Origin of the sequence: Clostridium sp. LS, assembly GCF_002760435.1 — a bacterium.
GTDB lineage: Bacteria > Bacillota > Clostridia > Clostridiales > Clostridiaceae > Clostridium.
The window spans coordinates 16,291-38,851 of the sequence record NZ_AUUU01000085.1 but is presented as its reverse complement, the minus strand read 5'-3'; the positions used below and the strand labels follow the sequence as shown (position 1 = coordinate 38,851).

Sequence of the window (22,561 nt, the reverse complement as noted above, 5' to 3'; positions counted from 1 at the left end):
GCAGACTTTGCTACTCTTGGAGCTTCTATATCCATTAAAAATATATTATTTGTAAGCTCCCTTTTACTTACTATTTTATACATGCCTTAGCACCCCTTTTTATTATGTTAAGTTTAATCACTTTATTATATAGTTTACACTATTATTCTGAATTTTTAAAATACTTTTTTGTAATAACGGTACATTTTTATTATCTAATAAATAAATCTATACATCTCATATTAGATATACATAATTTCAAATAAAAAAATAGCAAAAGATACCTAAAAATATTAAGTACTTTATACTATTTTGATATTATTTACGAATATTTACTTTCCAGGTATTAATAGGTTGAAAAATCCTCTATTGACTTTTAGTTTATAAAATATGTACTTCAAATAATTTATTATTATGTATTATTAACTGGTAAAACTATTTTGAATTCAGTAGCTGCATCAGTACTTTTAACAGATATTTTCCCATTATGTTTCTCGACTAATTCTTTTACAATACTTAAGCCATACCCATGACTCCTATCGCTATTCTCCTTTGTAGTAAAGCCCACTTTAAAAATATCTTTTAAGTGGCTTTCTGCTATCTTAGGTCCATTATTCTCTATTTTTATTACTACATTACCTAAGTATTCATAACTTTTTGCAATTATTATCCCTTCACCATTCAGCGCTTTTATTGCATTGTTAACAATATTGGATATTACCCTAAATAACTCCATTTCATCCATGCTTATTAATTTGAAATCGCAATTTTGATCAATTATTACATGTATCCCGGTATCTATGGCAGGTTTTAATGCAAGTGATAGTACTGATTGCTCATTTTCTGTAACTTCTACTGCTGTTGATGTGGATTGATTATTATTTATGATATCTTTCAATGATTTTTTTAAATCATCGAATCTTTCCATCAGACAGAGGCCATACAAATAAGAAATTTGTGCTCCATAATCATGTTTTATTTTCCTAAGCTCATTATTTTTAACTTCTAGAGCTTGATTTAATTTATATATATGGCTTGATTTTTGATGTATTTTCCAAAAATAAACTAAAATTGCTGCAATAAACATAAAAAAAGTTACATATGCAATATTCTGTACAAATTGCCTTTTGTCAGACAAATTTAACAAATAAAATGTAACAATAAAATCAAGGACAAAACTTAAAAGTAAAATGCTTGTCGAAAACTTTTCATAAACAATAATTTTATATATTTGTTTTATTTTTTCTATATACTTAAAACATAAAAGTATTAATATCCATTCAGGAGCATATACTATGAAAATCTTTTCATAATCGATATAATAAATCGGTAAAACTTCTTTTATATATTCGAAAATCAAATTTCCAAATATAGTTGAGTATATACCTAAAGTAAAATAAATTAATGTGTATGATGCAATCGTACCTAAAGGATTTTTTCTATATAGCAAAACTGCTACAATTAATGCTAGTATATGAGTTACAAATATACCCAATGTAAAATTATCTCCAAAGGTTCCAGACAAAAAGGTAGATATAAAAATAAATATTAATATGCTGATCACCAATTTAACTTTACTGTTTTTTTCCTTATTAGTCACACAATAATATATTGTATACGCCATTATCATTGATTGAAATATTGAAGTTATAATATCTATAAAGAGTAATGCCAATTTACGTCCTCCTTAGCTTCTCTAATTGAGATTTATCTTAGTTTTTTCATAGATTCAGGCATTTCTTCAACGCCATTACCCCAAAATGATGCTGGAGCTAGTGTAATCATTGAATCAGATATTTTCTTTAATATTTCACCTATTAATTTTTTTACCATAAAAACCATCTCCCTTTAATTACCCATATTAATTAATAAATAGTATTAGCTTTCTCTTTTATTAAACATTAGTACAGCATGAAATAGGATTGTCCAGGTTATCAAAGAATAATAACCACTATAGTTATATAAAATAATAGATATTGCTCCAAGAATTATTGAAGCACCCAGACCCCGTTCCCTATTCTTTTTTATCAGTTGAGGGCGTGAAATCGGCATTTTAGGATTTATTACTGGAGCTTGATTCCATATACAAAATATGCTTAGTAAAATTAATATACAATTACCAATAAAACTAAGATTACATTGCAAACTTAATACCAAGATTCCAGTTGTTAATAGCATTGTAGCTATAAAACACTTAAATTGGGTGTCTTCATGATATCCTCCTATAAAAGGTTTCGTCACTAACATTACTATGGCTATAATAATTACTTTATTGAAATAACCAAATAACGAGAAAATTATTATTAAGGAAATCATTTTTATCAATTCAAATGAAATAGTTACTAAAGCGTATTCCATTTGCTCAAGTTCATCTTTACTATAGTTTTTATCTGTTGCTATACTATTTATGATTTTCTTGGAAACACTTTTTACCATTTTTATCTCTCTTTTATATATTCTTCTAATTATATAACATTATATACCATTCTATGTTCCTCTTCAACATATTTTTCATAAATCATGTATATTTTATTGAATACTTTGAAAATACAGACTATTTTGACATTATTTTTTATTTCCAAAAATGATAGGATAAATTAGTAAATCATTTTATTGATTCAAGTATCTTTTCTACTAAGTCCTGCAAATATTTCATTTTGATGTATAATTGAGATTTTATAGAATTATTTTATGAACTTATTGTAGTGAACATTGAACGGTGGTAATATAATCTTGTTCAATTATTGAACTTCATTAAATTGATTTTATATCAAGTTTTAGGAGGAAAGAGAATTATGGAAGATATGTCATATTGGAAAGAAGTTTGGGAAAGAAAAGGAAATGGTAACACTACTTCTTTGGAAGAACTTGATGGTTACGAAGATACTTGCGCCGATGTAAAGGAAATCGCAAAACAAATCGTAAAAGAATTAGATATTAAAGAAACTGATAAAATACTTGAAGTAGCTTGTGGCGCTGGTGGACTAGCTCAATATATAAAATGTGGTGAATATGTTGGTGTAGATTACTCAACATCTCTTGTAAAAAGACATATAGAGCTTCTAAATAACTCAGTTTTACACGGCGAAGCAAATGATCTAATCTTTAAGGATAAAACTTTTGATAAGGTATTCTGTTTTGGAGCATTTCATTATTTTCCAAATCAAGAATATGCAAAACAAGCTATTGCTGAACTAAAGAGAGTAGCAAAAGAGGCTATATTTATTGGAGATTTACCAGTAACTTCACATAGAAAAGAACATCTACTTTACGACAAAAAAGATTTTGAAGGTTGGAAAATAATCGATGGTTACTACAACCCAAGCAGATTCAACGTTTATCTAAAATTATAGATACAACATTTAATCTAGACATTAAATTTAACTCACCGAAATGAGTCACATGCTTTTGTTCCAGTTTCTAAGGAATTTTGATGGATGATTCTAAGAAGAAAAGTTGCCCCAAAATGCTAGCTTCAAAGACAAGCTTTGAACTAGCATATTTGGAACAACTTTTCTTCTAAGAATCATAACCATCAAAATTCCTAATGAAACATTCCACAAAAGTATGTGACTCATTCTGGTTAAGATATATTTAAAGACTAAATTAAATGTAAAATTTCAGACTCATTTAGATACGCAATATATCAAGCGTAAATAGGGGGTAGCACATTAAGAACCTTCAACAGCTCATTTTCAAATGCCTATTTCACACACATGTATCTAATTTCTTTGTTTGAGTATACGCTTAAATCTAGTAAATATTGTATATATATTTTTTTACTATATCAGTTATGTATATTCAAATTTTACTTATAACTTCTAATTTTTCACTAACTGTGTGGTTATCTTATTCCAGACGACCCAAAGCCTCTTTCACTTCTGTCTGAATCTGATAATTCTGATGTTTCAATTATGTCAACTTTAAATACTGGTTTTATGACCATTTGTGCAATTTTCATTCCTGATTCTATTTTGAAGACTTCGTTGCTATGGTTAATTAATATGACGCCTATTTCTCCTCTGTATCCCTCATCTATAGTTCCTGGTGAATTTAATGTGGTTATTCCACTTTTTAATGCTAATCCGCTCCTTGGTCTTATCTGAGCTTCTGTATTTTTAGGGAGTTCTATTTGTATTCCTGTATGTACTAAGCCTCTTTCACCAGGTTTAAGGGTTAATTCTTTTACAGCATATAAATCTAAACCTGCATCACCAGCATGCGCATAATTAGGCAATATAGCCTTATCATCGACTTTCTTTACTTTTAATATATAATTTTCCATTATTACACCTACTTTAAAACTCATAATATTTATGATTATAGCTTAATTTAAATAAAAAAATCTAGTACATTTATAAATATTAATGCACAATATACAACCTAAAATCCACAATTTTCCTTGACACTCTTTTTAATCGGGATAATATATTGTTTACTGTGCACTAATCTAGAATATATACTTAATTGTTTAAAATTATATATTCCAACAATTAACATAATGTATATTTTTACACTAAATGCTTATGTTTGTTTTGAGCTTCAGACCTTTTAATTTTATTAACTATCACTATTTTTTGATTTTTATTAATATTATCAATTATAATCTCATTCCAATTAATGTACTTAGGTTTTTCAAAATATCTCTTATCTATAATCTCTATTATCCTATAACAACCTTCCTCAATTTCAGAGAAAATAGCTCTTCCTTCCTCATCTGTAATTTTTGATTTAATAAGAACTGGAGATAAACCATTAATTTTATACAAATTAATTTTTACCCCTTGTAAGTATTCATTTTCCCCACAGTCCAGGATTGATGTAACTTCAATTTCTCCATTATTGAACTTTTTATCTTCTATTTTCTCTAAATTTGCATCCACTATCTTTTCTTGTTCAATTTCTTTATGCTCGACTGCTTTAAACTCATAGTTTTCATCATTACTTTCACAATATTTTATTTCATTATTTCCCGATGATACTATATGGTTTATGCCTTCTGTGACTCTATTGTTATCTCTAGAAGAAACGATCTCGTTCATAAAAAGCTCCTCTTCTATATTACTTCTCTTAATATAATATGCTGAAAAACTCTTTATGTGATTATGATTTAGGCACCTATAATAATATTTAATTTACAATATTAATAAAAAATTGGAATACCTATCTCCACAAAACAATTTAGTAAATTAAAATCGTTACAGCTAAATTCTTTTTTATTTACTGAAACTGAGAGATATAAAACCGCAAGAATTTCGCCATTGCACATTACTGGAGTTATGCAAACTGATTTCCAATCTGGTATACCGAATTGATTATGGTTATCCATGTTATCCCAATCTACCAAGTACACTCCTTTTCCCTGTTCTATAACTTCATAGATTAAATCAAAATTAAACTTTTCTCCCATATTCCAGCCATCTTTTGCTCTAGATTTGCTATACTTATTAATTATTCTTTTATCCTTTATAATAAATACTGTAGCTGTCTCGCATTCAATTACATGCATTATTTTTAGTATAAATTGATAAATCTTATCTTGCTGGTCAGCTTTAAACTTAACTAAATTAGCAACTTCTTTTAAGTTTAATGCCAAATTATAATCCTGGGTTGCATTACCTGATAGAACTCCAGTTAATTCATTCCCTGCGTTACTGCTTACTCCATAGTCGTTATCCCAAAGAACATATCTATTCTTACCTTCATGTTTTGCTTTATACAAGGCTTGGTCTGCTCTTTCAATTATTTCTTCACTATTTAATGATTCGTGATCGCTTACTGCTACTCCAATGCTAATAGTTATATTTCTTTTATCACCTAGTATTTTTGCATCCGCTACATTACTTCTCATTTTTTCCGCCATATTAATAGCCTTTTCTTTATTAGAATTTGGTAAAAGTATTATGAACTCTTCCCCTCCATACCTTCCAATAATATCGCTTTTTCCAAGGCATTTTTTAACCTCTTTAGATAACTTGACTAATACTTCATCTCCTGTTTGATGCCCATACTTATCATTAACCCCTTTAAAGTCATCAATATCAAACATCATTACAGCAAAATCTCTTTTTTCTAACTTTGCATTATCTAGTAAGTAAAGCAATGCTTCTTCAAAATACTTTCTATTATAAGCACCTGTAAGCTTATCTAACGTAGAAGTTATTGTAAGTTTGTGCTTTTCTAATAAAAAAGTTAAAAATGGTTTAAATTGCTCAATTATTTTTTTTGAATCCTCATTGATATTATTCATTGCACTATTAGCAATTAAGATTAATCTTGCATTAATTCCAGTACTACTGTTGATATTCTTTTCTCTATTTATTATTTTCATATACATACATGATTTTATTTCATCTTTTAATATTTTATCATCTAGTTGGTAAAACCTAGCATCACTATTACAAATAACAAATATATCCTCTTCTGAATCTACATTAATGGAAAAATATTTATTTATCTCATTTTTATCAGTAATTCTGTATGTGCATATAATATCGTTTTCGCCTTCATTATTTTCAATAACAATCATAGCCTTGTCCGCTAATGTTAATCTAGCCATATATTTAATAATATTTCCTATATCAATAATAGTATCGTTAGAAAATTTCTTAAATACTTTATATATGTCGCTAAAATCATTATAATAACATTTTTCATATAAATTTTGAGCTAGCTGATACACAGCCTTATTTCCCAAAATATTTTTTAAATTTAATTCCTTTAATGTTCTATTAAGTTCCTCATGTTCTTTAATGGGCTTAATTTCCTTAAACTTCATATTAATATTTAAATCGTGATTTAGGCATTCCATAAAATTTTTACGTACTGATAAAAATCCACTATTATTTACATATTTTAATTTATCACCTTGTGGTAAAAAATTAATTGTATCTAGGTGCAATGCTATTGCTTCATAATAATAGTTTATTGCTAGTGCACTGCATTTTAATTCTCTATACTTTTGTCCAATCATAGCATATATATCAGCTTTAATTTCCTGATTATTTACAAATACACATATTCTTAATGCCTTATTAATTAAAAAATTATAATAATTTTTCTCCCTGAAATTAAATTCTAGGTATAAATAGATTCCTTCCATATTATAATCTTTTGGATATCCAGTAAGATTAAAGAATAATTCTTTAGCAAAGTTATTGTACCCTAAAAATAAAATCCGTCTAATCGCATTTAATCTTATCTCAAGTTCTGCCTCCTGATTTTCGATTTTTTTTATACGCTCATCTAATTTTCCATAAACAGTTCTTATATCTTCTTCGCTTTTACATTTATATAACATTAATTCATAGTAATTACATATTATAATTTTATAATGAAAATTGTTTGTATTAAATATTAAGGTATATACCTCTTTGAGATAATCGTATGCTAAATCATAATTGCATATTAATAAATTGTATAAAGCATATGTGTAATTTATATTAATGACTTCTTCTTCTGATAACTTAAGCCCTTTTTGCATTTGCTTAGTTAAATAATAATATTTTACCGCTAAATTTGTTCTCCCTAATTTTATATATAGCAAACAAAACTCACTGCAAATATTAAATGAATATGAATCAATTCCTTCTTCTCTCTCTCTTTCCAATGCTCTTAATAAGTATTTTTCTGCAAGAGCGTACCTTTTTTCTATACTGTAAATGTTGGCAATGTAAATTAAACTCAATATTTCTTTCTTATATACTTTAAACTTATTGCTAAGTCTTGTCACTTCTAAATATTGTTGCAGAATTATATTATTATCATCACCCTCAATTTTGCAAATTGATGAATAAAATAGCTTACAATATAATTCACCATTAATGTTATTATTATCAACAAAAATTTCGATAGCATGTATACAATAATTTTTAGCTTCAGTATAGATTCCCTCTTTAATGTATACACCTGCCAGTGTTATTGCCGCCCATCCATTTATATCTTCTTTTATTCTATTTTCTCTGCATATAATTAATACTTTTTCCGCATTAACTAAGGTTTGTTTATAGTTATATTCTAGTTCGTATTTTAACGCCAAGGCATAATAATAATATGCCTCTCCCTTAGCAAAAAACTTTTTGTCTAACAACTTCCGTGCATAATTTAAAAAATATTCTATTTCTGTATCCATATTAGTAGTATCATTAATCTTTATAATTATCATTTCTAGTAATGTATATATTTGATTTTGCAAATCATCATTTTGAACTGCATACTGATTTGCTTTCTCGAAGTATTCGTAGCTCTTTTCATGTTCTGAATTTTTTTCATAAAGCTTTGCAATATTTATAGCTACTGAACTTCCATTTAAGCAATTTGGATACTTTAATACTTTTTTATAATATGATAAAGCCTTCTCTGAATTTCCTAATGCATCTTGCCCATCAGCGTACTTTAACGCATAGAATTGCGCTTTCTTATAATCATTACTTCTTTCCAAATGAATTAGGAATTCTTCTATATAATAATCTGTTTCAAATAAAATTTCTTCCATAAAAATGGCTGCATTAGAATGCAATTTCATTTTTTCTTCTTCATTCAATTTCAAGTAAACAATATTTCTTAATAAATTATTTGTAAAACCAACAAGTATTCCTTGGTCGCTTATTTTGTCCGATAAGATACCTTTTGATTTTAAATGCCTGTATACCCTTACATCATCTATTTCAGTTATGACATATTCTAAAATAATTTTTTCCGAGAGGGGTGTCTCAAAAATAGATAATTTTTTTATCACTTCAATTTCTTTTTTAACTAATAATGATAGTCCTGCCTCTAATCTACTTTCTAAAGTTTTTGGTATTAATATATCTTTTGTTTTAATATTATTTTTCCATTTTCCGCTAACTTCATCGAAATATAGCGATTTATTTTCATATAATTCCTTTATTACTCCACTTATATATTGTGGATTTCCTAAAGTCTCAGAATAAATTTTAACTGCTAACTTATCAATATCTTCATTTGTATTAAGCATACTTTTAATCATCTTAGTAGTATTATATTGATTAAGATAATTAATTTTATACTCCTCGTATTGCTCTAACCTCTTAAGATTATTTATAAATTCTAAAAAGCTTCCGCTACTTTTACTTTCATTCATAGAAAATATAATTATTGTATTTTCTAAATTACTTCCTAGAAATGTAATATATCTGATAAACAGTTTAAAAACTTCGTTTCTTTGATCTAAGTCATCTATAATAATAATAAACGGCTTAGTCATAGTATATTCATTAATAAACTTGCCAATTCTATTAATTAACTGGTGCTTTTGTTTACTTTCATTACTTACAGAATTTCCTACAATCAATATTGAAACAAATTTCTTTAAATAAATTTCATATTTATCTTTTAAGTTTTTATCAACCTTCCTTAAAATAGAATTTAATATATAATTATATAGTTCTTCCATGCTCAAATTATTATCGCTGAAATCCTTAACATATATAATATCTTTAAAGTACTTATTTTCTATTTTATATCTAATTTCTTCTAAAAGCCTGCTTTTTCCGCTTCCATCTTCACCGTTAAATGCTATTATTTTATGTTTTTCCTTACTTTCTAATACTTTTTGAAGATTTTTTTCAACTATCTTCAATTCTTCTTCCATACCGATTATATCTAAATTAGTATTAAGCTTATTTAAATCATCAACAAAAAACAACTTATAATTTTTTTCGAGTCTATTATTTATATCTTTTATAAAATATTTAATATTAAGTGACATATTGATAGTGTTTTGATTATATATTTTTTTTATATGCTTTAATTCAACTAAATGAGTTTTAATATCTTCTTCATTAAATATTTGATTGAACAATTTTATAACCAGTTCAATATTATCCTTATTAGAATTACCTTCATCTCTACTTTCAATGTTGTATTGATAAGGGTATGAGCTGAAAGACGAATTTAATAAATTGAATTTTCTGAATTCATTTTGCAGTAAATTTTTAATTTTAACTTTAACATTATTTCTTGATATCGGAACTAATTTTATATCTTTAATTGAAATATCATCAAATATATATCCTTTTTTATTCAATGTATTAATAGCCGCGCATAATTCCATGAATATATCTAGTTTTTTATAAGGTGTACATCTTTTGAGATAATCCTGGGTATTTATTTTAGATTCAACATACTCCATTAAGTATCCATATTGAGGCTTATTTAATTTTATACCATTAATACTATGAATTATTTCAATATCAACAGTATTTACCATATAGTCAAAATTAAGATTTTTAATAGCTTTAAATTTACTTAATAAATATTCTCTTGTTTTTTCATAGGTAAAATCATTTTTTAAAATACATAGAACATATTTTGCATTGTTTTCTGAATCTAAAACGAGATAATTCGAAAAATTTTCCTCAACAGTTAATTCATATTCTATCTGATATTTATTATTCACATTTCTCACTATTAATCCATCTCTTTCCCTTATGAATCTTAAATTTTACCAACCTTATTAATATTATACCATATTTTAGCATTACATAAAAACATATTTATTGCTTAATATTAGCTTTGAATTTACATTAATCTACTTAATTTTTACTTAACATTGAGGTTTTATAATTTTCAATCATAGAAATAAAATTTTAGGACATAATACTTTTTGTACAAAATTTATTTATGAAGGTGATTATATGTATTTTAAATTAATAAAAAAATCAATTTCTATAGTACTACTGATGATTAGTATAATCAATTTTCAACTTTCAACTACTATTAAAGTTTATGCAAGTGAAAAAAAGATAGTTTATTTAACTTTTGATGATGGACCTGCTGGAAAAGTAACACAAGATACTTTAGATATACTAAAAAAAGAATGCGTTCCTGCAACTTTCTTCCTTATAGGAAATCAGATTAAGGATCAAGAAGAAATAGTGAAAAGAATTTATAATGAAGGGCATTCTCTTGGTCTTCACAGCATGAGTCATAAAAAAAATTGTCTATACAGTTCTAATGAAGCTTTTTTAAAGGAAATGTTGGACTCCCAAGAGGTTATAGGTTCTATAGTTGGATTTAAGCCAAATATATTAAGATTTCCATTTGGCTGCAATAATAATTGCTATAAAATTTCTCATTCCATGGTTGACCTGCTTCACAAAAATAATTTGAAAATTTATGATTGGAATACAGATAGCGGTGATGGTGAACATCCTAAGGACAGTCCTAGCAGATTTATTAAAAATTCAAAAAGCGAAAAAGATTGTGTAATACTTTTAATGCATTGCGGGTATCAAAGTAAAAATTCCGTAAAAGCTTTACCTGAAATAATTAAGTATTATAAAGACCAAGGATATGAATTTAAAAAAATAGATGAAGATACACCTGAAGAATATCGTTTTATGAAAAAATAGATCTATAGCTATTATTACATATTCCATTGGATCAAAATAATTATAATGAAAAAAGTGGATTAAATTGTTTAACTAATAATTTAATCCACTTTTTGTTTTATAATTTAATTATTCTTCTTATTACTCTGTTGCAAAAGCCCCTGTAATTGCTACAGTTTTTTCTACAATCTTAAATAGTACAATACCTAATATCACATTTAATACTGCAGTTGGTACTACTACTCCTGTGAATAATGCTCCAATTTTATCAACTGGGATTCCGCCAAGCATCATTAAAACTGTTATAAAAAGCGTTCCACTAATTAATGTTCCTATTGGCAGCAAAATGCTTATTTGAATTAGCTTACTTAATTTAGCTCTTAAAGGTATTAGTATTATATACATGATATTAGTTGTTAAAAATTTATCTACTATATTAGGTAATTGTCCACCTGGTGTCTTTGTAGTTAGTGCAGCAAATACACCTACAACAATTCCGCATATTACTGCTGTCTTATAATCCTTATTATATACTATTATTATAAATAAAATTGCTAATGATAAGTCCGGCTGCATTGGCACACCAAGTAAAGGTGTAAGTTGATGTAATATTGCTCCTACCGCTATTAAAATTGCATTTGTAACCATTTTTTTTGTATTCATTATAAAATCCCCCTTGTTAATCTTTGCTTAATTTATTCCTACGTTAACATCACTTTCTTTCATAACATAACTATCACGCCCCAATTCTAAAGTATAAAAAAAACTCCGTCCTATTATAATAAATAGGACGGAGATTATCCGCGTTGCCACCTAAATTGCATAAAATGCCTCTCATTTCAGATACAAATATATCTTATTCGCTATAACGTGCGACTTACGGCTAAACTACTCTCAAAGATTTCATCTCGCTCCTCAAAGGCCCATTCATCACTAACTACCGTACTGAAATCTCACCACCTTCAGCTCTCTTTAACATTGCTATATGATTACTCTTCCTTTTCATAGGATTTATTTTATACTGATATATTATACTGAAACTAATAACTTGTCAACACTTTTATGAAATCTCTTTTCCGATTATATTTTTTATTGCATCAAACATTTTCGGTTGACTGAAGTAATATCCTTGAACGACATCACATAATATAGTTCTTAAATACTCCACTTGTGATTTTTCCTCCACTCCTTCTGCTACTACTTCTATTCCCAGTTGATGTGATAAGTTAATTATATTTTCCACGATACATTTGTTTTTAGGATTATTCATTAGATCAATAACAAAACTTCTATCTATTTTTAAAACATCAATAGGTAATTTTGTTAAATAGTTTAAAGAAGAATATCCAGTGCCGAAGTCATCTAATGCTATACTAACACCCAATCTTTTGATTTCTTGAAGAATTCTAACATTTTTTTCAAATGATTTCATTAGTACACTTTCCGTAATTTCAACTTCAATGTATTTAGGATTAATTCTGTATTTCTTTATTAATCTCTTAAAATCCGATAAAACAACATCTTCTCTAAATTGTATTTCCGATAAATTAACAGCAATCTTAAAATTATCATTGCCCTCCATTAAAAGGCACTTTATTTTTTTAAATACTTCTTCTAAAACAAAACTTCCAATAGGAATTATCATTTTTGAACTTTCTGCAATTGGAATAAATTCTGCTGGACTTACTGGACCAAATTCATTACTTTCCCATCTTGCTAATGCCTCAAATCCATTAACCAAGGAATCATCCAAAGATACCTTGGGTTGAAACATAACATAAAATTCGTTATTCTGCAGGGCTGTTCTTAACCCTTTTTGTAAACTGTATACTCTATTTAGCTCAGCTGAAAGATTATCATCAAAAAAATCACATTCATTTTTCCCATTTTTCTTAGCCTCATACATCGCTGCATCAGCATTTTTTAATAGTGTATTATAATCTATTCCATGGTCTGGTGACAATGAAATACCAATGCTTGCAGTTAAATATATCTTTTTTTCTTCAACTATATTAGGATTCTCAAAAGATTTTATTATTCTATTGCATAAAGCTACCACTTCTTGAATATCAATGATATCAGACATAAATAATATAAATGTATTACCACTATACCTAGATACTATTACATTATCATTGATTGATGATAATATATTGTCGCTAATTTCTTTTAATAGCAAATCTCCAAAATCGTGGCCATAGGAGTCGTTTACATACTTAAAGTTATCTATATCAATTACTATCATAGCTGCCCTTGCATTATTATTAACAATATCTTTTAGCAGATTAGACACAACTTTTTTAAAAAAATATTTATTAGGCAATCCTGTTATTCTATCACACTGAGTAATTGAATTGAAGGTTTTATTTAGAATTGATTGCTTCCATTTTTCCATCCACAAATTTATATTGCTGTACTTTTCACTTATATCACCTAAACAATAATTTGTTCCAATAAAATAGTATTTTAAATTATTCTTTGCTACATTTCCCACAAGAATACATTCAATAAACTTGCCATCTTTTCCTTTAATATTGTATCTTTGCTGTAATTGTTCTCTGCTTTCATAGCTTTTATTCAAATCCTGAGTAAAAAAACTAATTATACTTGGCTTATCCTCTTCTTTTACGAAACATATAAACTGCTCTAATTCATAATTTTTAACATCGAATTCTTCAATAAAGTTCTTTATCTTATCGTCAATTATCAATGTACATTCAGACGGATTCCAAATCACTGCAATTCCATTTACATCTGTTGAATTAATTATTTCCTCATGATTTAACTTAAATTCCTCCCTGATCATATCAATACAATCCTTTGCATATCATCTATTTTAAGCTAATTTTCTTCATTTGCGTTCTTAGATTTTTTATCATTTACTAGTGAAACAATTAAAGCTGCTGTTGCTGCCATGAAGGTGATTATCTTCCCGGTTTTTTTCAAATTCATATTGCATCTCCTCCTTCTTTTTGAAAATTAATCATATAATTCTTTAATTTATTTAAACTGGTTTTCTGCTTCGTTATAATTATATCCAATACTTTTTAATCGATTTATTATTCCTTCTTCTGATAACTCTAAATCGTCACAAAGAAGGTTTAATGAACTATATTGGTCTCGTAATTTCATATTAACTATACTCAATAAAATATTTGGATCAATTTCATTTATAGTATCATTTGTCATTCTTATAATCTTCCTTTTTCATCATATATAACTAATTATAATATAACATAGACTCTCATGTTAATAAATACTTTTAATTCATGCCAATTTATTATTCTTCGTCATAAAAATCTAAAAATGAGTATTTTTTTTCACCTTTCTGCCATCCTAGTATTGAATCCATACTTACATTTTCTGCCGCTTTAAATATAGATTTCTCTACACCACTAAAATTCTTCTTCAATTCCTTGATTAATTCTTTTATTTCATATCTTTTATTTCCTATTTTCTCAGCTGCAACCATGCATGCACAATTAAGCGGCCATATACCACTATTATTTATAAACTTCTTTATATAATCTTCTTCAATAAAGTACATGGGTCTAATTAACTCTAGGTTTTCAAAATTCTTTGATTTTAATTTAGGTAACATAGTTTTAAAATTACCCCCATATAATATATTTAACATAGTTGTTTCAATTACATCATTATAATGATGCCCTAACGCAAGTTTATTACACCCAAACTCTTGGGCTTTTGCATAAAGTGAACCTCTCCTCATTCTAGCACATAAATAGCAAGGATAATCCTTAGCCATTTTATCAACTACTTCAAAAATTCCCGAATCGTACATTTGAATTGGAATATTCAAATATTCACAATTCTCAATTAATAAGCTCTTTATATCTGGATGATACCCGGGGTCCATTGCTAAAAATACTACTTCAAATTTAACTTGACCATGTTTTTGCAATTCTTGAAATAACTTTGCCATAAGTATACTATCTTTTCCTCCTGATATACCTACCGCAATTTTGTCACCTTCTTCAATAAGATTATATTCCTTTATAGCTTTTACAAATTTTGACCAAATATGTTTTCTATAAGTCTTAACAATACTTCTTTCAATTTCAGCTAATGGTTTTTTTTCTCCCTCCGGTATGATCCTTGGGCAACCTTTTCCTGCGATTGTACTCATTATTTTCTTCTCCTCATTATCTAATAGCATTTGGTAATGCTGCATATTCTATATTAACTTTATATTTCTTTCCCTAAAAAGTTTATAATGAACACATAAGATTTACAAGTATTTTATTTATATTATTAGTACACATTTTATAGGTCATTTTTATTTTTTTAATACAAAGCTATTTAAGAAATAGTATTTATTAATTCTTCTGGGTTTTCGCTCATCATTAAAGTCGACATTAATGCAACTCCCTTTGCTCCCGCTCCCAATACTTCCTTGTAGTTGTCTTCTCCGATACCACCAATTCCAATTATAGGAATATCTATTTTTTTAGCAAGAGCATCTATCTCTCGAAGGCCTCTAGGTTCAAGACCCTTTTTACAATCGGTTTGAAATACGTGTCCATAAATAACGTAATCTGCTCCTAATTCATAAGCACGTAAACCTTCTTCGTAACTATGGATTGAAACACCAATTAGTTTATATATTTTATAATTATTCCCCTTAGCTTCAAAATTATCCACTTTCTGATTTGCTAGTTTTTTTGAGCATTGCTCTATGCTATTAGCTACAGCTATAAAATTATTAAATGATAAGTGAACTCCATCTGCATCAACTTTTCTAGCTACATCAATATTTGAATTTATAATTATTTTTATATTTGTATATTTCAGTCTCTCCCTAACCATTAAAACTAAATTCAATAATTCCTCTTCCCCTAAATCTTTTTCCCTTATTATTAAGTAGTCTAATTTTGATTTTGCTATTTTACTAATTTGATCATAAAAATCCTTGCAAAGCTCCCTATTTGTTATTCCCACCTTAATCATACAAATACCTCCAAATTGTTCTTAAACATCACATTCATCCAGAATCAATCTAAGAGCCATATTAGCTTCATGACAAGCTGCAATACCAACTCTAGGAGCCATTAATCCTTCATTTATTTTAGCTTCATTCTCAAAATCGCCACACATATATAGCCTTGAATTTATTTTTTTACTAACTATTAAATTATTAGAATAATATCCAGCCATTCCTGACGCTGAGACTATTTTAGGTTTTTCAGTTTGAAGCAATACTTCTCTAACTATCATAGCTTTATTATCTGCCCCATCAAATGCTTCAATAACAATATCCATATCTTCGAATAGTTCTTTAATATTGTCCTCAGTTACGCGAGTATCAATATTATTCACCTCTATAAATGGATTAATATCTGAAAGAATATCTTTTAAAGCATCACATTTCTTCATTCCAATATGTCTGATAAAATATTGCTGACGATTTAAGTTACTAGGTTCAACCACATCAAAATCAATTATCTTAAGGTATCCAACTCCAATTCTTCCAAGTGCCAGTGCTACTGTAGAGCCAAGTCCCCCAAGTCCAGCAATAGCTACTCTAGCTTTTTTCACCTTTTCGTGAACTTTTGGAGTATGCCTGCTTACCATTAAAGCTTCAAGTTCTTCTTTTTTAGGAATCTCTCCTCTTTTAATTAAAGTAACTTTATCCCCTTCATTCAAAGTATAATCCGCTTTAATAGGGAAACCATTTAATATAACTATATCTGCATCACTTTTTAGTTTTTCTCTAACTTTAAAAGCTGTTACCTCATTATCTAAAAATACTTCTTTTTCATTTACTAAAATCCTCAAATTACTATCCCCCATCTTATAAAATTTAATACTAAAAAAGACTCACCCTTAAGGCAAGTCTTACAAAATTCTGTAATTACTTATCAAAATTTAATAAATAACACAATTTTATTGCTTCCCTACGGTGGTATTAGCCACATCAGGTCAAAAGAGTTAAAGCAGATACAGCCTCTCTCAGCCAACTTAAATTGGCACCCCTAGCCTTTATTATATTATTCGGTTTTCATAACAATTCCATGTTAACACTTTTTTGCTAACAATTCAAACTATTTATACATTAAATACTTTCATAAATATTACCATTAGCACTAATAGAATAATTTGTAATAACAACATTTATAGTTCTTTCTTAACATCTTATGATTTCCTTATTTTTATATAAAGATAAGTTAAAGGTACTATCAAATACATAATTCTTATTTATAATAGATATTAATAAGAACTAAAAACACTTTACGACTAATACATAATAAAATTATGGATGGTGATTATAATGATTGAACGTAAGAAATTATATAAAGACGTTTCAAGACGAAAAATATCAGGTGTGCTTGCAGGATTCTCTGAATATATTAATGGAGACGTAACCCTAATTAGAATATTATTTGTATTGCTAACTACACAATTTTTTACTATTTGTGTCATCACTTATTTTATATGCGCAATTATAATGCCAGATAAGCAAGATATATTCAACAATCCCAATGAATACTAATTCTAATTATTTCAATTAATAATATAAAATTAATATTGAACAAATTTTTTAAAGTGATAAAATACTACTTGTCGGTATTTCTTTGAAAACTGAACGGAAACTTATATGTAATATAAATTTTCCCGAATTATATCCATTTATCAAGGAATAAGAACGGAGGTATTTTATGGAGAGAAATCAAATTAAATCTAACTTTTCAGTTAGACAAATAACAATGGTTGGAATGCTTTCTGCGATTTCAATTTTTTTAGGACTAACTGGTCTTGGATTTATTCCAATTCCACCAGTAAAAGCCACAATAATGCATATCCCAGTAATTATAGGTGCAATTGTTGAAGGTCCTGTTGTAGGAACACTTGTTGGTCTAGTCTTTGGTTTATTTTCAATGTATCAAAATTTTACTGCTCCAGGTCCAACATCATTTATTTTTTGGAATCCCATTATTGCATTAGTTCCTAGAGTATTAATTGGAATTGTAGCTTACTATGTATACTTACTTATTAAAAATAAACTAAAAAATCAAAGTATTAGTATTGCTATTGCATCCATTTGTGCAACTTTAATTAATACTATTGGAGTTTTAGGCTTAACCTATTTATTTTACTTAGAGAAATATTCGGCGGCTCTTGGGATGAATCCTCAAACTGCTGGAGCTGCAATTGTAACACTTGGAATTACACACGGAATTCCTGAAGCTATAGTAAGTGCGGTAATTTCAGTTCCAATAATAATTGCCATGTTTAAAATGAAAAAGTTTTAAAATAATATTTAATAAAAAATGCTCCTAAAAAGAGATAGCTTTATTTTAAGCTGTCTTTTTATGATTTATACCATTAAAAAATAAATATTATTTGATTATTGAAACTTTAATAATATTTGATTATAATAAAATTATCCACAGAAAATATATAGTTATAAAATATTTACTGTGGATATTTTAATAATCCAAAAATGAGTGATTACTCACTTAGATATTTAAAGGGAGGTGTTCTTGTGGAAAAAACTATTTTAGACTCTACTTGCATTAGAATTCAACATGTTAATAAATCTTTTGGAAAAAAACAGGTCCTTTTTGATATAAGTTTAGATATACCCTATTCTCAAATTTTAGGGTTATTAGGTCCTTCTGGGTCTGGAAAATCAACACTCGTAAAAATGATAGCAGGTATTGATAGCCCAACTAGTGGTTCTATCCATTTATTAAATACGAAAATGCCTGAACTTTCAATTATGGATAAAATAGGTTACATGGCTCAATCTGATGCTCTATATAACGAGCTTACTGCTGAAGAAAATATGATTTTTTTCTCTTCTATGTACAAGCTTAATAGGTCTAAGCAAAAGCAAAGAATTTCCGAGGTTATGGAACTTGTAAATTTATCAGAACATTTAAAAAAGCAAGTTAAACAATATTCTGGTGGAATGAAACGACGGTTATCTCTTGCAATTGCACTGGTCCATGAGCCACCCGTTCTAATCTTAGATGAGCCAACTGTGGGTATTGATCCTGTTCTTCGAAAATCCATATGGGATGAATTATATAAATTAAAGAATAATGGCACTACTATTATAGTTACAACTCATGTAATGGATGAAGTTGAAAAATGTAATAGTCTTGGAATGATTCGCGATGGCAAACTAATAGCAATCGGATCTCCAGCCCAAATTAAAAAAGATTCAAACTCAAGTACTATTGAGGAAGCATTTTTATATTACGGAGGTGCATCTAAATGAGGGTAAAGGCAATTATGGTTAGAATCTTACTTCAACTTGCCCATGATAAGCGTACTATTGGACTGATGATTATGGCGCCAATATTAGTGTTAACTTTAATGTCATTTATCTTTGATGGTTCCGATTATCATCCGAAAATCGGAATAGTTAATGCTCCGATTAGCTTAGTAAATAAGCTTGAAGACAAGGATGTAGTAGTTATTCGCTATACTGAAAATGACGCTTATGATGCACTTAAATCTTCAAAAATTGATGCACTTATAAATTTTGAGAATGGAATTCCCAAAATAACATTAGAAGGCAGTGACCCAAGTAAGAGTCAGGCTTCTATAAAGCTTATTCAAGGTGCTACTCAGCAATTAACTTCAAACCTAAAATTAGATATTACTTATTTATATGGCTATGAGAATATGACTTCCTTTGATAACTTTGGTCCTATACTCATTGGATTCTTTGTATTCTTTTTTGTCTTCTTAGTAGCAGGAGTATCATTTCTTGGTGAACGTACCTCCGGTACTCTTGAGAGAATACTTGCCACCCCTCTTCGAAGATGGGAAATTGTTTTAGGTTATGTTCTTGGCTTTGGTGTCTTTACTATAATACAATCTGCTCTTATTGCATGGTATTCGATTAGCATTCTTAATATTATGATGATAGGTTCATTTTCACTGGTAATTCTCATAACGATATTAACTGCTATGGTCGCTCTTACAATAGGTACTTTTATATCTGCATTTGCGAATAATGAACTTCAAATGATTCAATTTATACCAATAATTGTTGTCCCACAGGTATTTTTCTCAGGACTTTTTGATTTAAGCACCATGTCACCTTGGCTGCAATCTTTGGGACATTTTATGCCTTTATGGTATTCAGCAGATGCTTTAAGAAATATAATGATACGCGGAAAAGGTTGGAATGATATTGCATTTGATGTTTTAATATTAATATTAATTTGTGTATTCTTTATGATTTTAAATATATTAGCTCTGAAAAAATATCGTAAAATATAATCAAATCTGGAGGTGATCAGTTTGTCACAAAAAAAATCATTAAAAGAACTAATTTTACTAGATAATGATATGACCGAAAAACAAATAAATATACTTAGCGCCGCTGTAGAACTATTCTCAGAAAAAGGCTATGAAGCTACCGCTACAAGTGAAATTGCTAAAAAAGCCAAGGTTGCAGAAGGAACTATTTTTCGCTATTACAAAACTAAAAAGGACCTCTTATTTGCTATTCCTGCTGCTTTATCTAAAGCATCATTATTTGAAGTCTTTATAAATGATTTTAACGAAATATTAAATGAAGAACATGAAACTTTTGAAGTATTCTTAAGGAAAATAATTTCCAACAGAAAAAAATTCGTTTCCGAAACAGCACCAATCTTGAAGGTAATAATTCAAGAAATACCATTTCATCCTGAACTAAGATACAAAATCTTAAACACTGTAGTTTTACCAGTTGTAAATAAAAATATTTCTGTTATTGATAAATTTAAGAAACAAGGCGTACTTTCAGATATACCAAGCAGCACAATTATTGACCTAATAGGCACTTCGATTTTTGGATACCTTTTTTTACATTATATAGCTCTACCTGAATTAAAACAAAATGAAGAAGATTTTGAATATTTAATTCAGTATATTATGAATGGAATCTGCAAAAACAATTCTTCAAGGAATGTAATTACATAAAATTGTTTTATAAAAATAAGAATGAACTAGTAAAGGGTGATTATATGAAAAAATTATTTATGTGTATTTGCAGTCTAACTGTTTTATTATTAACTACTGGATGTTCATTTAATTCCAATACATTGACTTTAGAGGGGGATATTCAAAATAATATTATACCAGCTACTACAACAGTTTCAGGAAAAATCATAGAAATGAAAAAACAACAAGGTGAAGCTGTTAAAAAAGGTGATATCATTGCTGTAATAGATAATACTGGACAAAAATATTCTGTTGATCAAATGCAAGCACTTGTAAATATGAAAAAAGCAAAACTTGATGAATTAAAGGCAGGAAATCGTCCACAACAAATAGATCAAGCTGAAGCACAAGCCCGTGCTGCAAAAGCTCAGTTAGATCTTTTGAAGGCTGGAAACAGAAGTGAGCAAATAGAAGAAGCTTCCATTGAAGTCTCAATTGCAGAATCTGCCGTGAATTCTTCACAAAAAACCTACGATAATGTTAAAGAGCAATATGATAATACTTCTCAATTATATGATAGTGAAGCTGTATCCAAAAGTACCCTAGATGATGCAAAATTAAAGTTAGATACAACTGCAGATCAACTTTCTTCCGCAAAGTACAAGCTTGAAAGTGCCAAGGAGCAGTTAAAATTATTACAAGAAGGTTCTACTACCGAAGCTATTGATGCCGCACAAGCAAATTATGATGCTGCAAATGCCCAATTAGATTTATTAAAAAGTGGCGCAACTACACAAACAATTGATTCGGCGCAGGCAGATTTAGATCAAGCTACTGCACAATTAAATCAAGCTAAAAACACTTTGGATAACTGTAATATAGTTGCATTAAATGATGGAATAATAATAAGTAAGAACTTTGATTTAGGCGACGTAGTTAGTACAGGCAGTGATATTGCAGATATAGCTGTTTCAAATGATCTATACGTTCTCTGCTATATACCTGATGAATATTTGGATAAAATTTCTTATAATCAATCATTAAATGTTATGACCTCAACAGGTGCTCAAAGCGGTACAGTCAATTATATTGCCTTGAAGCATGAATATACACCTAAAGATAAACAATCAACTTCTGATAGCAAGCATATAGCTACTAAAATTAAAGTAGCTATAAATGATGAAGATGGCAAACTAAAATCTGGCATGTCCGCAAAAGTCGATATTCCTATCAAATAAACTTTATAGATATCCAACATTATAATATAAAAACCTATAAATAGTGTGATATTTATAGGTTTTTATAGTGTAATTATTTAATTT

Annotated in this window: 20 protein-coding genes, 1 riboswitch and 1 other annotated feature; of the genes, 8 read left to right on the top strand and 12 right to left on the bottom strand. The window is 28.1% G+C overall.

The genetic code is table 11. The annotated features are described in order from the left end of the window. Positions 1-391: 391 nt before the first annotated feature. From COL3_RS18550 to COL3_RS18545, 3 genes are read right to left on the bottom strand one after another with little or no spacing between them, the layout of a single operon-like run. On the bottom strand, positions 392-1,654 hold the full coding sequence (locus COL3_RS18550) for an ATP-binding protein (protein ID WP_008423253.1): 1,263 nt from the start codon (positions 1,652-1,654) through the stop codon (positions 392-394). Between the two features lie 32 nt (positions 1,655-1,686). Then, the gene (locus COL3_RS29615) at positions 1,687-1,812 is read right to left on the bottom strand and encodes a hypothetical protein (protein WP_008423252.1); all 126 of its coding nucleotides are present in this window, start codon (positions 1,810-1,812) and stop codon (positions 1,687-1,689) included. Positions 1,813-1,857: 45 nt separating this feature from the next. Next, a complete protein-coding gene (locus tag COL3_RS18545) occupies positions 1,858-2,415 on the bottom strand; it encodes an accessory gene regulator B family protein (RefSeq protein ID WP_008423251.1) in 558 nt (185 codons plus the stop codon). A 359-nt stretch (positions 2,416-2,774) separates the two neighbouring features. On the opposite strand from COL3_RS18545, the gene COL3_RS18540 reads away from it, so the two are divergent. Further along, the gene (locus COL3_RS18540) at positions 2,775-3,332 is read left to right on the top strand and encodes a class I SAM-dependent methyltransferase (protein WP_008423248.1); all 558 of its coding nucleotides are present in this window, start codon (positions 2,775-2,777) and stop codon (positions 3,330-3,332) included. Between the two features lie 491 nt (positions 3,333-3,823). Here the strand turns inward: COL3_RS18540 and dut are convergent, their stop codons facing one another. The 3 genes from dut to COL3_RS18525 form a co-directional block, all read right to left on the bottom strand. After that, on the bottom strand, positions 3,824-4,264 hold the full coding sequence (gene dut, locus COL3_RS18535; protein WP_008423246.1) for a dUTP diphosphatase: 441 nt from the start codon (positions 4,262-4,264) through the stop codon (positions 3,824-3,826). Between the two features lie 226 nt (positions 4,265-4,490). After that, positions 4,491-5,021: a prealbumin-like fold domain-containing protein gene (locus COL3_RS18530; protein ID WP_008423244.1), complete on the bottom strand. Its 531-nt coding sequence runs from the start codon at positions 5,019-5,021 to the stop codon at positions 4,491-4,493. A gap of 101 nt (positions 5,022-5,122) precedes the next feature. Then, complete coding sequence (locus COL3_RS18525; RefSeq protein ID WP_008423242.1) at positions 5,123-10,408, bottom strand: diguanylate cyclase; 5,286 nt, start codon at positions 10,406-10,408, stop codon at positions 5,123-5,125. 229 nt (positions 10,409-10,637) lie between these two features. On the opposite strand from COL3_RS18525, the gene COL3_RS18520 reads away from it, so the two are divergent. Continuing rightward, the gene (locus COL3_RS18520) at positions 10,638-11,354 is read left to right on the top strand and encodes a polysaccharide deacetylase family protein (RefSeq protein ID WP_008423241.1); all 717 of its coding nucleotides are present in this window, start codon (positions 10,638-10,640) and stop codon (positions 11,352-11,354) included. 120 nt (positions 11,355-11,474) lie between these two features. Here the strand turns inward: COL3_RS18520 and COL3_RS18515 are convergent, their stop codons facing one another. The 6 genes from COL3_RS18515 to thiF all read right to left on the bottom strand — a co-directional run bounded on the left by COL3_RS18515 (position 11,475) and on the right by thiF (position 17,129). Continuing rightward, on the bottom strand, positions 11,475-11,996 hold the full coding sequence (locus tag COL3_RS18515) for a tryptophan transporter (RefSeq protein ID WP_008423240.1): 522 nt from the start codon (positions 11,994-11,996) through the stop codon (positions 11,475-11,477). Positions 11,997-12,116: 120 nt separating this feature from the next. Beyond that, positions 12,117-12,348: a binding site (T-box leader), on the bottom strand. Positions 12,349-12,393: 45 nt separating this feature from the next. Next, positions 12,394-14,139, bottom strand: a complete 1,746-nt coding sequence (locus COL3_RS18510; protein WP_008423239.1) for a bifunctional diguanylate cyclase/phosphodiesterase — start codon at positions 14,137-14,139, stop codon at positions 12,394-12,396. Between the two features lie 194 nt (positions 14,140-14,333). Further along, on the bottom strand, positions 14,334-14,522 hold the full coding sequence (locus COL3_RS18505; RefSeq protein ID WP_008423237.1) for a DUF4250 domain-containing protein: 189 nt from the start codon (positions 14,520-14,522) through the stop codon (positions 14,334-14,336). A gap of 91 nt (positions 14,523-14,613) precedes the next feature. Beyond that, positions 14,614-15,480, bottom strand: coding sequence for an ATP-binding protein (locus tag COL3_RS18500; protein ID WP_008423236.1), 867 nt, complete (start codon positions 15,478-15,480; stop codon positions 14,614-14,616). Positions 15,481-15,653: 173 nt separating this feature from the next. Beyond that, entirely contained in the window at positions 15,654-16,301 is a 648-nt protein-coding gene (locus tag COL3_RS18495; RefSeq protein WP_008423235.1) for a thiamine phosphate synthase, read from the bottom strand. Positions 16,302-16,322: 21 nt separating this feature from the next. Next, a complete protein-coding gene (thiF, locus tag COL3_RS18490; protein ID WP_008423234.1) occupies positions 16,323-17,129 on the bottom strand; it encodes a sulfur carrier protein ThiS adenylyltransferase ThiF in 807 nt (268 codons plus the stop codon). 99 nt (positions 17,130-17,228) lie between these two features. Next, positions 17,229-17,338: riboswitch (TPP riboswitch) on the bottom strand. A 284-nt stretch (positions 17,339-17,622) separates the two neighbouring features. Here thiF and COL3_RS18485 point away from each other — a divergent pair. From COL3_RS18485 to COL3_RS18460, 6 genes are all read left to right on the top strand, one after another. Next, positions 17,623-17,844, top strand: a complete 222-nt coding sequence (locus COL3_RS18485; RefSeq protein ID WP_008423232.1) for a PspC domain-containing protein — start codon at positions 17,623-17,625, stop codon at positions 17,842-17,844. A 166-nt stretch (positions 17,845-18,010) separates the two neighbouring features. Further along, positions 18,011-18,604 (top strand): ECF transporter S component, encoded by a 594-nt coding sequence (locus COL3_RS18480; RefSeq protein WP_008423230.1) that lies wholly within the window; start codon positions 18,011-18,013, stop codon positions 18,602-18,604. Between the two features lie 233 nt (positions 18,605-18,837). After that, positions 18,838-19,578, top strand: a complete 741-nt coding sequence (locus COL3_RS18475) for an ABC transporter ATP-binding protein (RefSeq protein WP_008423229.1) — start codon at positions 18,838-18,840, stop codon at positions 19,576-19,578. Continuing rightward, positions 19,575-20,591, top strand: coding sequence for an ABC transporter permease (locus COL3_RS18470; protein ID WP_008423227.1), 1,017 nt, complete (start codon positions 19,575-19,577; stop codon positions 20,589-20,591). Before COL3_RS18475 ends, COL3_RS18470 begins: the two co-directional genes overlap by 4 nt. A 21-nt stretch (positions 20,592-20,612) precedes the next feature. Further along, on the top strand, positions 20,613-21,278 hold the full coding sequence (locus tag COL3_RS18465; RefSeq protein WP_008423225.1) for a TetR/AcrR family transcriptional regulator: 666 nt from the start codon (positions 20,613-20,615) through the stop codon (positions 21,276-21,278). Between the two features lie 44 nt (positions 21,279-21,322). After that, positions 21,323-22,477, top strand: coding sequence for an HlyD family efflux transporter periplasmic adaptor subunit (locus COL3_RS18460; protein ID WP_008423223.1), 1,155 nt, complete (start codon positions 21,323-21,325; stop codon positions 22,475-22,477). Positions 22,478-22,561 lie beyond the last annotated feature (84 nt).

Coding starts and splice junctions, on each gene's coding strand:
- COL3_RS18500 (WP_008423236.1), bottom strand. CDS start 15,480: ATGAGTACAATCGCAGGAAAAGGTTGCCCAAGGATCATACCGGAGGGA.
- dut (WP_008423246.1), bottom strand. CDS start 4,264: ATGGAAAATTATATATTAAAAGTAAAGAAAGTCGATGATAAGGCTATA.
- COL3_RS18505 (WP_008423237.1), bottom strand. CDS start 14,522: ATGACAAATGATACTATAAATGAAATTGATCCAAATATTTTATTGAGT.
- COL3_RS18495 (WP_008423235.1), bottom strand. CDS start 16,301: ATGATTAAGGTGGGAATAACAAATAGGGAGCTTTGCAAGGATTTTTAT.
- COL3_RS18515 (WP_008423240.1), bottom strand. CDS start 11,996: ATGAATACAAAAAAAATGGTTACAAATGCAATTTTAATAGCGGTAGGA.
- COL3_RS18480 (WP_008423230.1), top strand. CDS start 18,011: ATGGAGAGAAATCAAATTAAATCTAACTTTTCAGTTAGACAAATAACA.
- COL3_RS18540 (WP_008423248.1), top strand. CDS start 2,775: ATGGAAGATATGTCATATTGGAAAGAAGTTTGGGAAAGAAAAGGAAAT.
- COL3_RS18520 (WP_008423241.1), top strand. CDS start 10,638: ATGTATTTTAAATTAATAAAAAAATCAATTTCTATAGTACTACTGATG.
- COL3_RS29615 (WP_008423252.1), bottom strand. CDS start 1,812: ATGGTAAAAAAATTAATAGGTGAAATATTAAAGAAAATATCTGATTCA.
- COL3_RS18470 (WP_008423227.1), top strand. CDS start 19,575: ATGAGGGTAAAGGCAATTATGGTTAGAATCTTACTTCAACTTGCCCAT.
- COL3_RS18530 (WP_008423244.1), bottom strand. CDS start 5,021: ATGAACGAGATCGTTTCTTCTAGAGATAACAATAGAGTCACAGAAGGC.
- COL3_RS18545 (WP_008423251.1), bottom strand. CDS start 2,415: ATGGTAAAAAGTGTTTCCAAGAAAATCATAAATAGTATAGCAACAGAT.
- COL3_RS18485 (WP_008423232.1), top strand. CDS start 17,623: ATGATTGAACGTAAGAAATTATATAAAGACGTTTCAAGACGAAAAATA.
- COL3_RS18510 (WP_008423239.1), bottom strand. CDS start 14,139: ATGATCAGGGAGGAATTTAAGTTAAATCATGAGGAAATAATTAATTCA.
- COL3_RS18460 (WP_008423223.1), top strand. CDS start 21,323: ATGAAAAAATTATTTATGTGTATTTGCAGTCTAACTGTTTTATTATTA.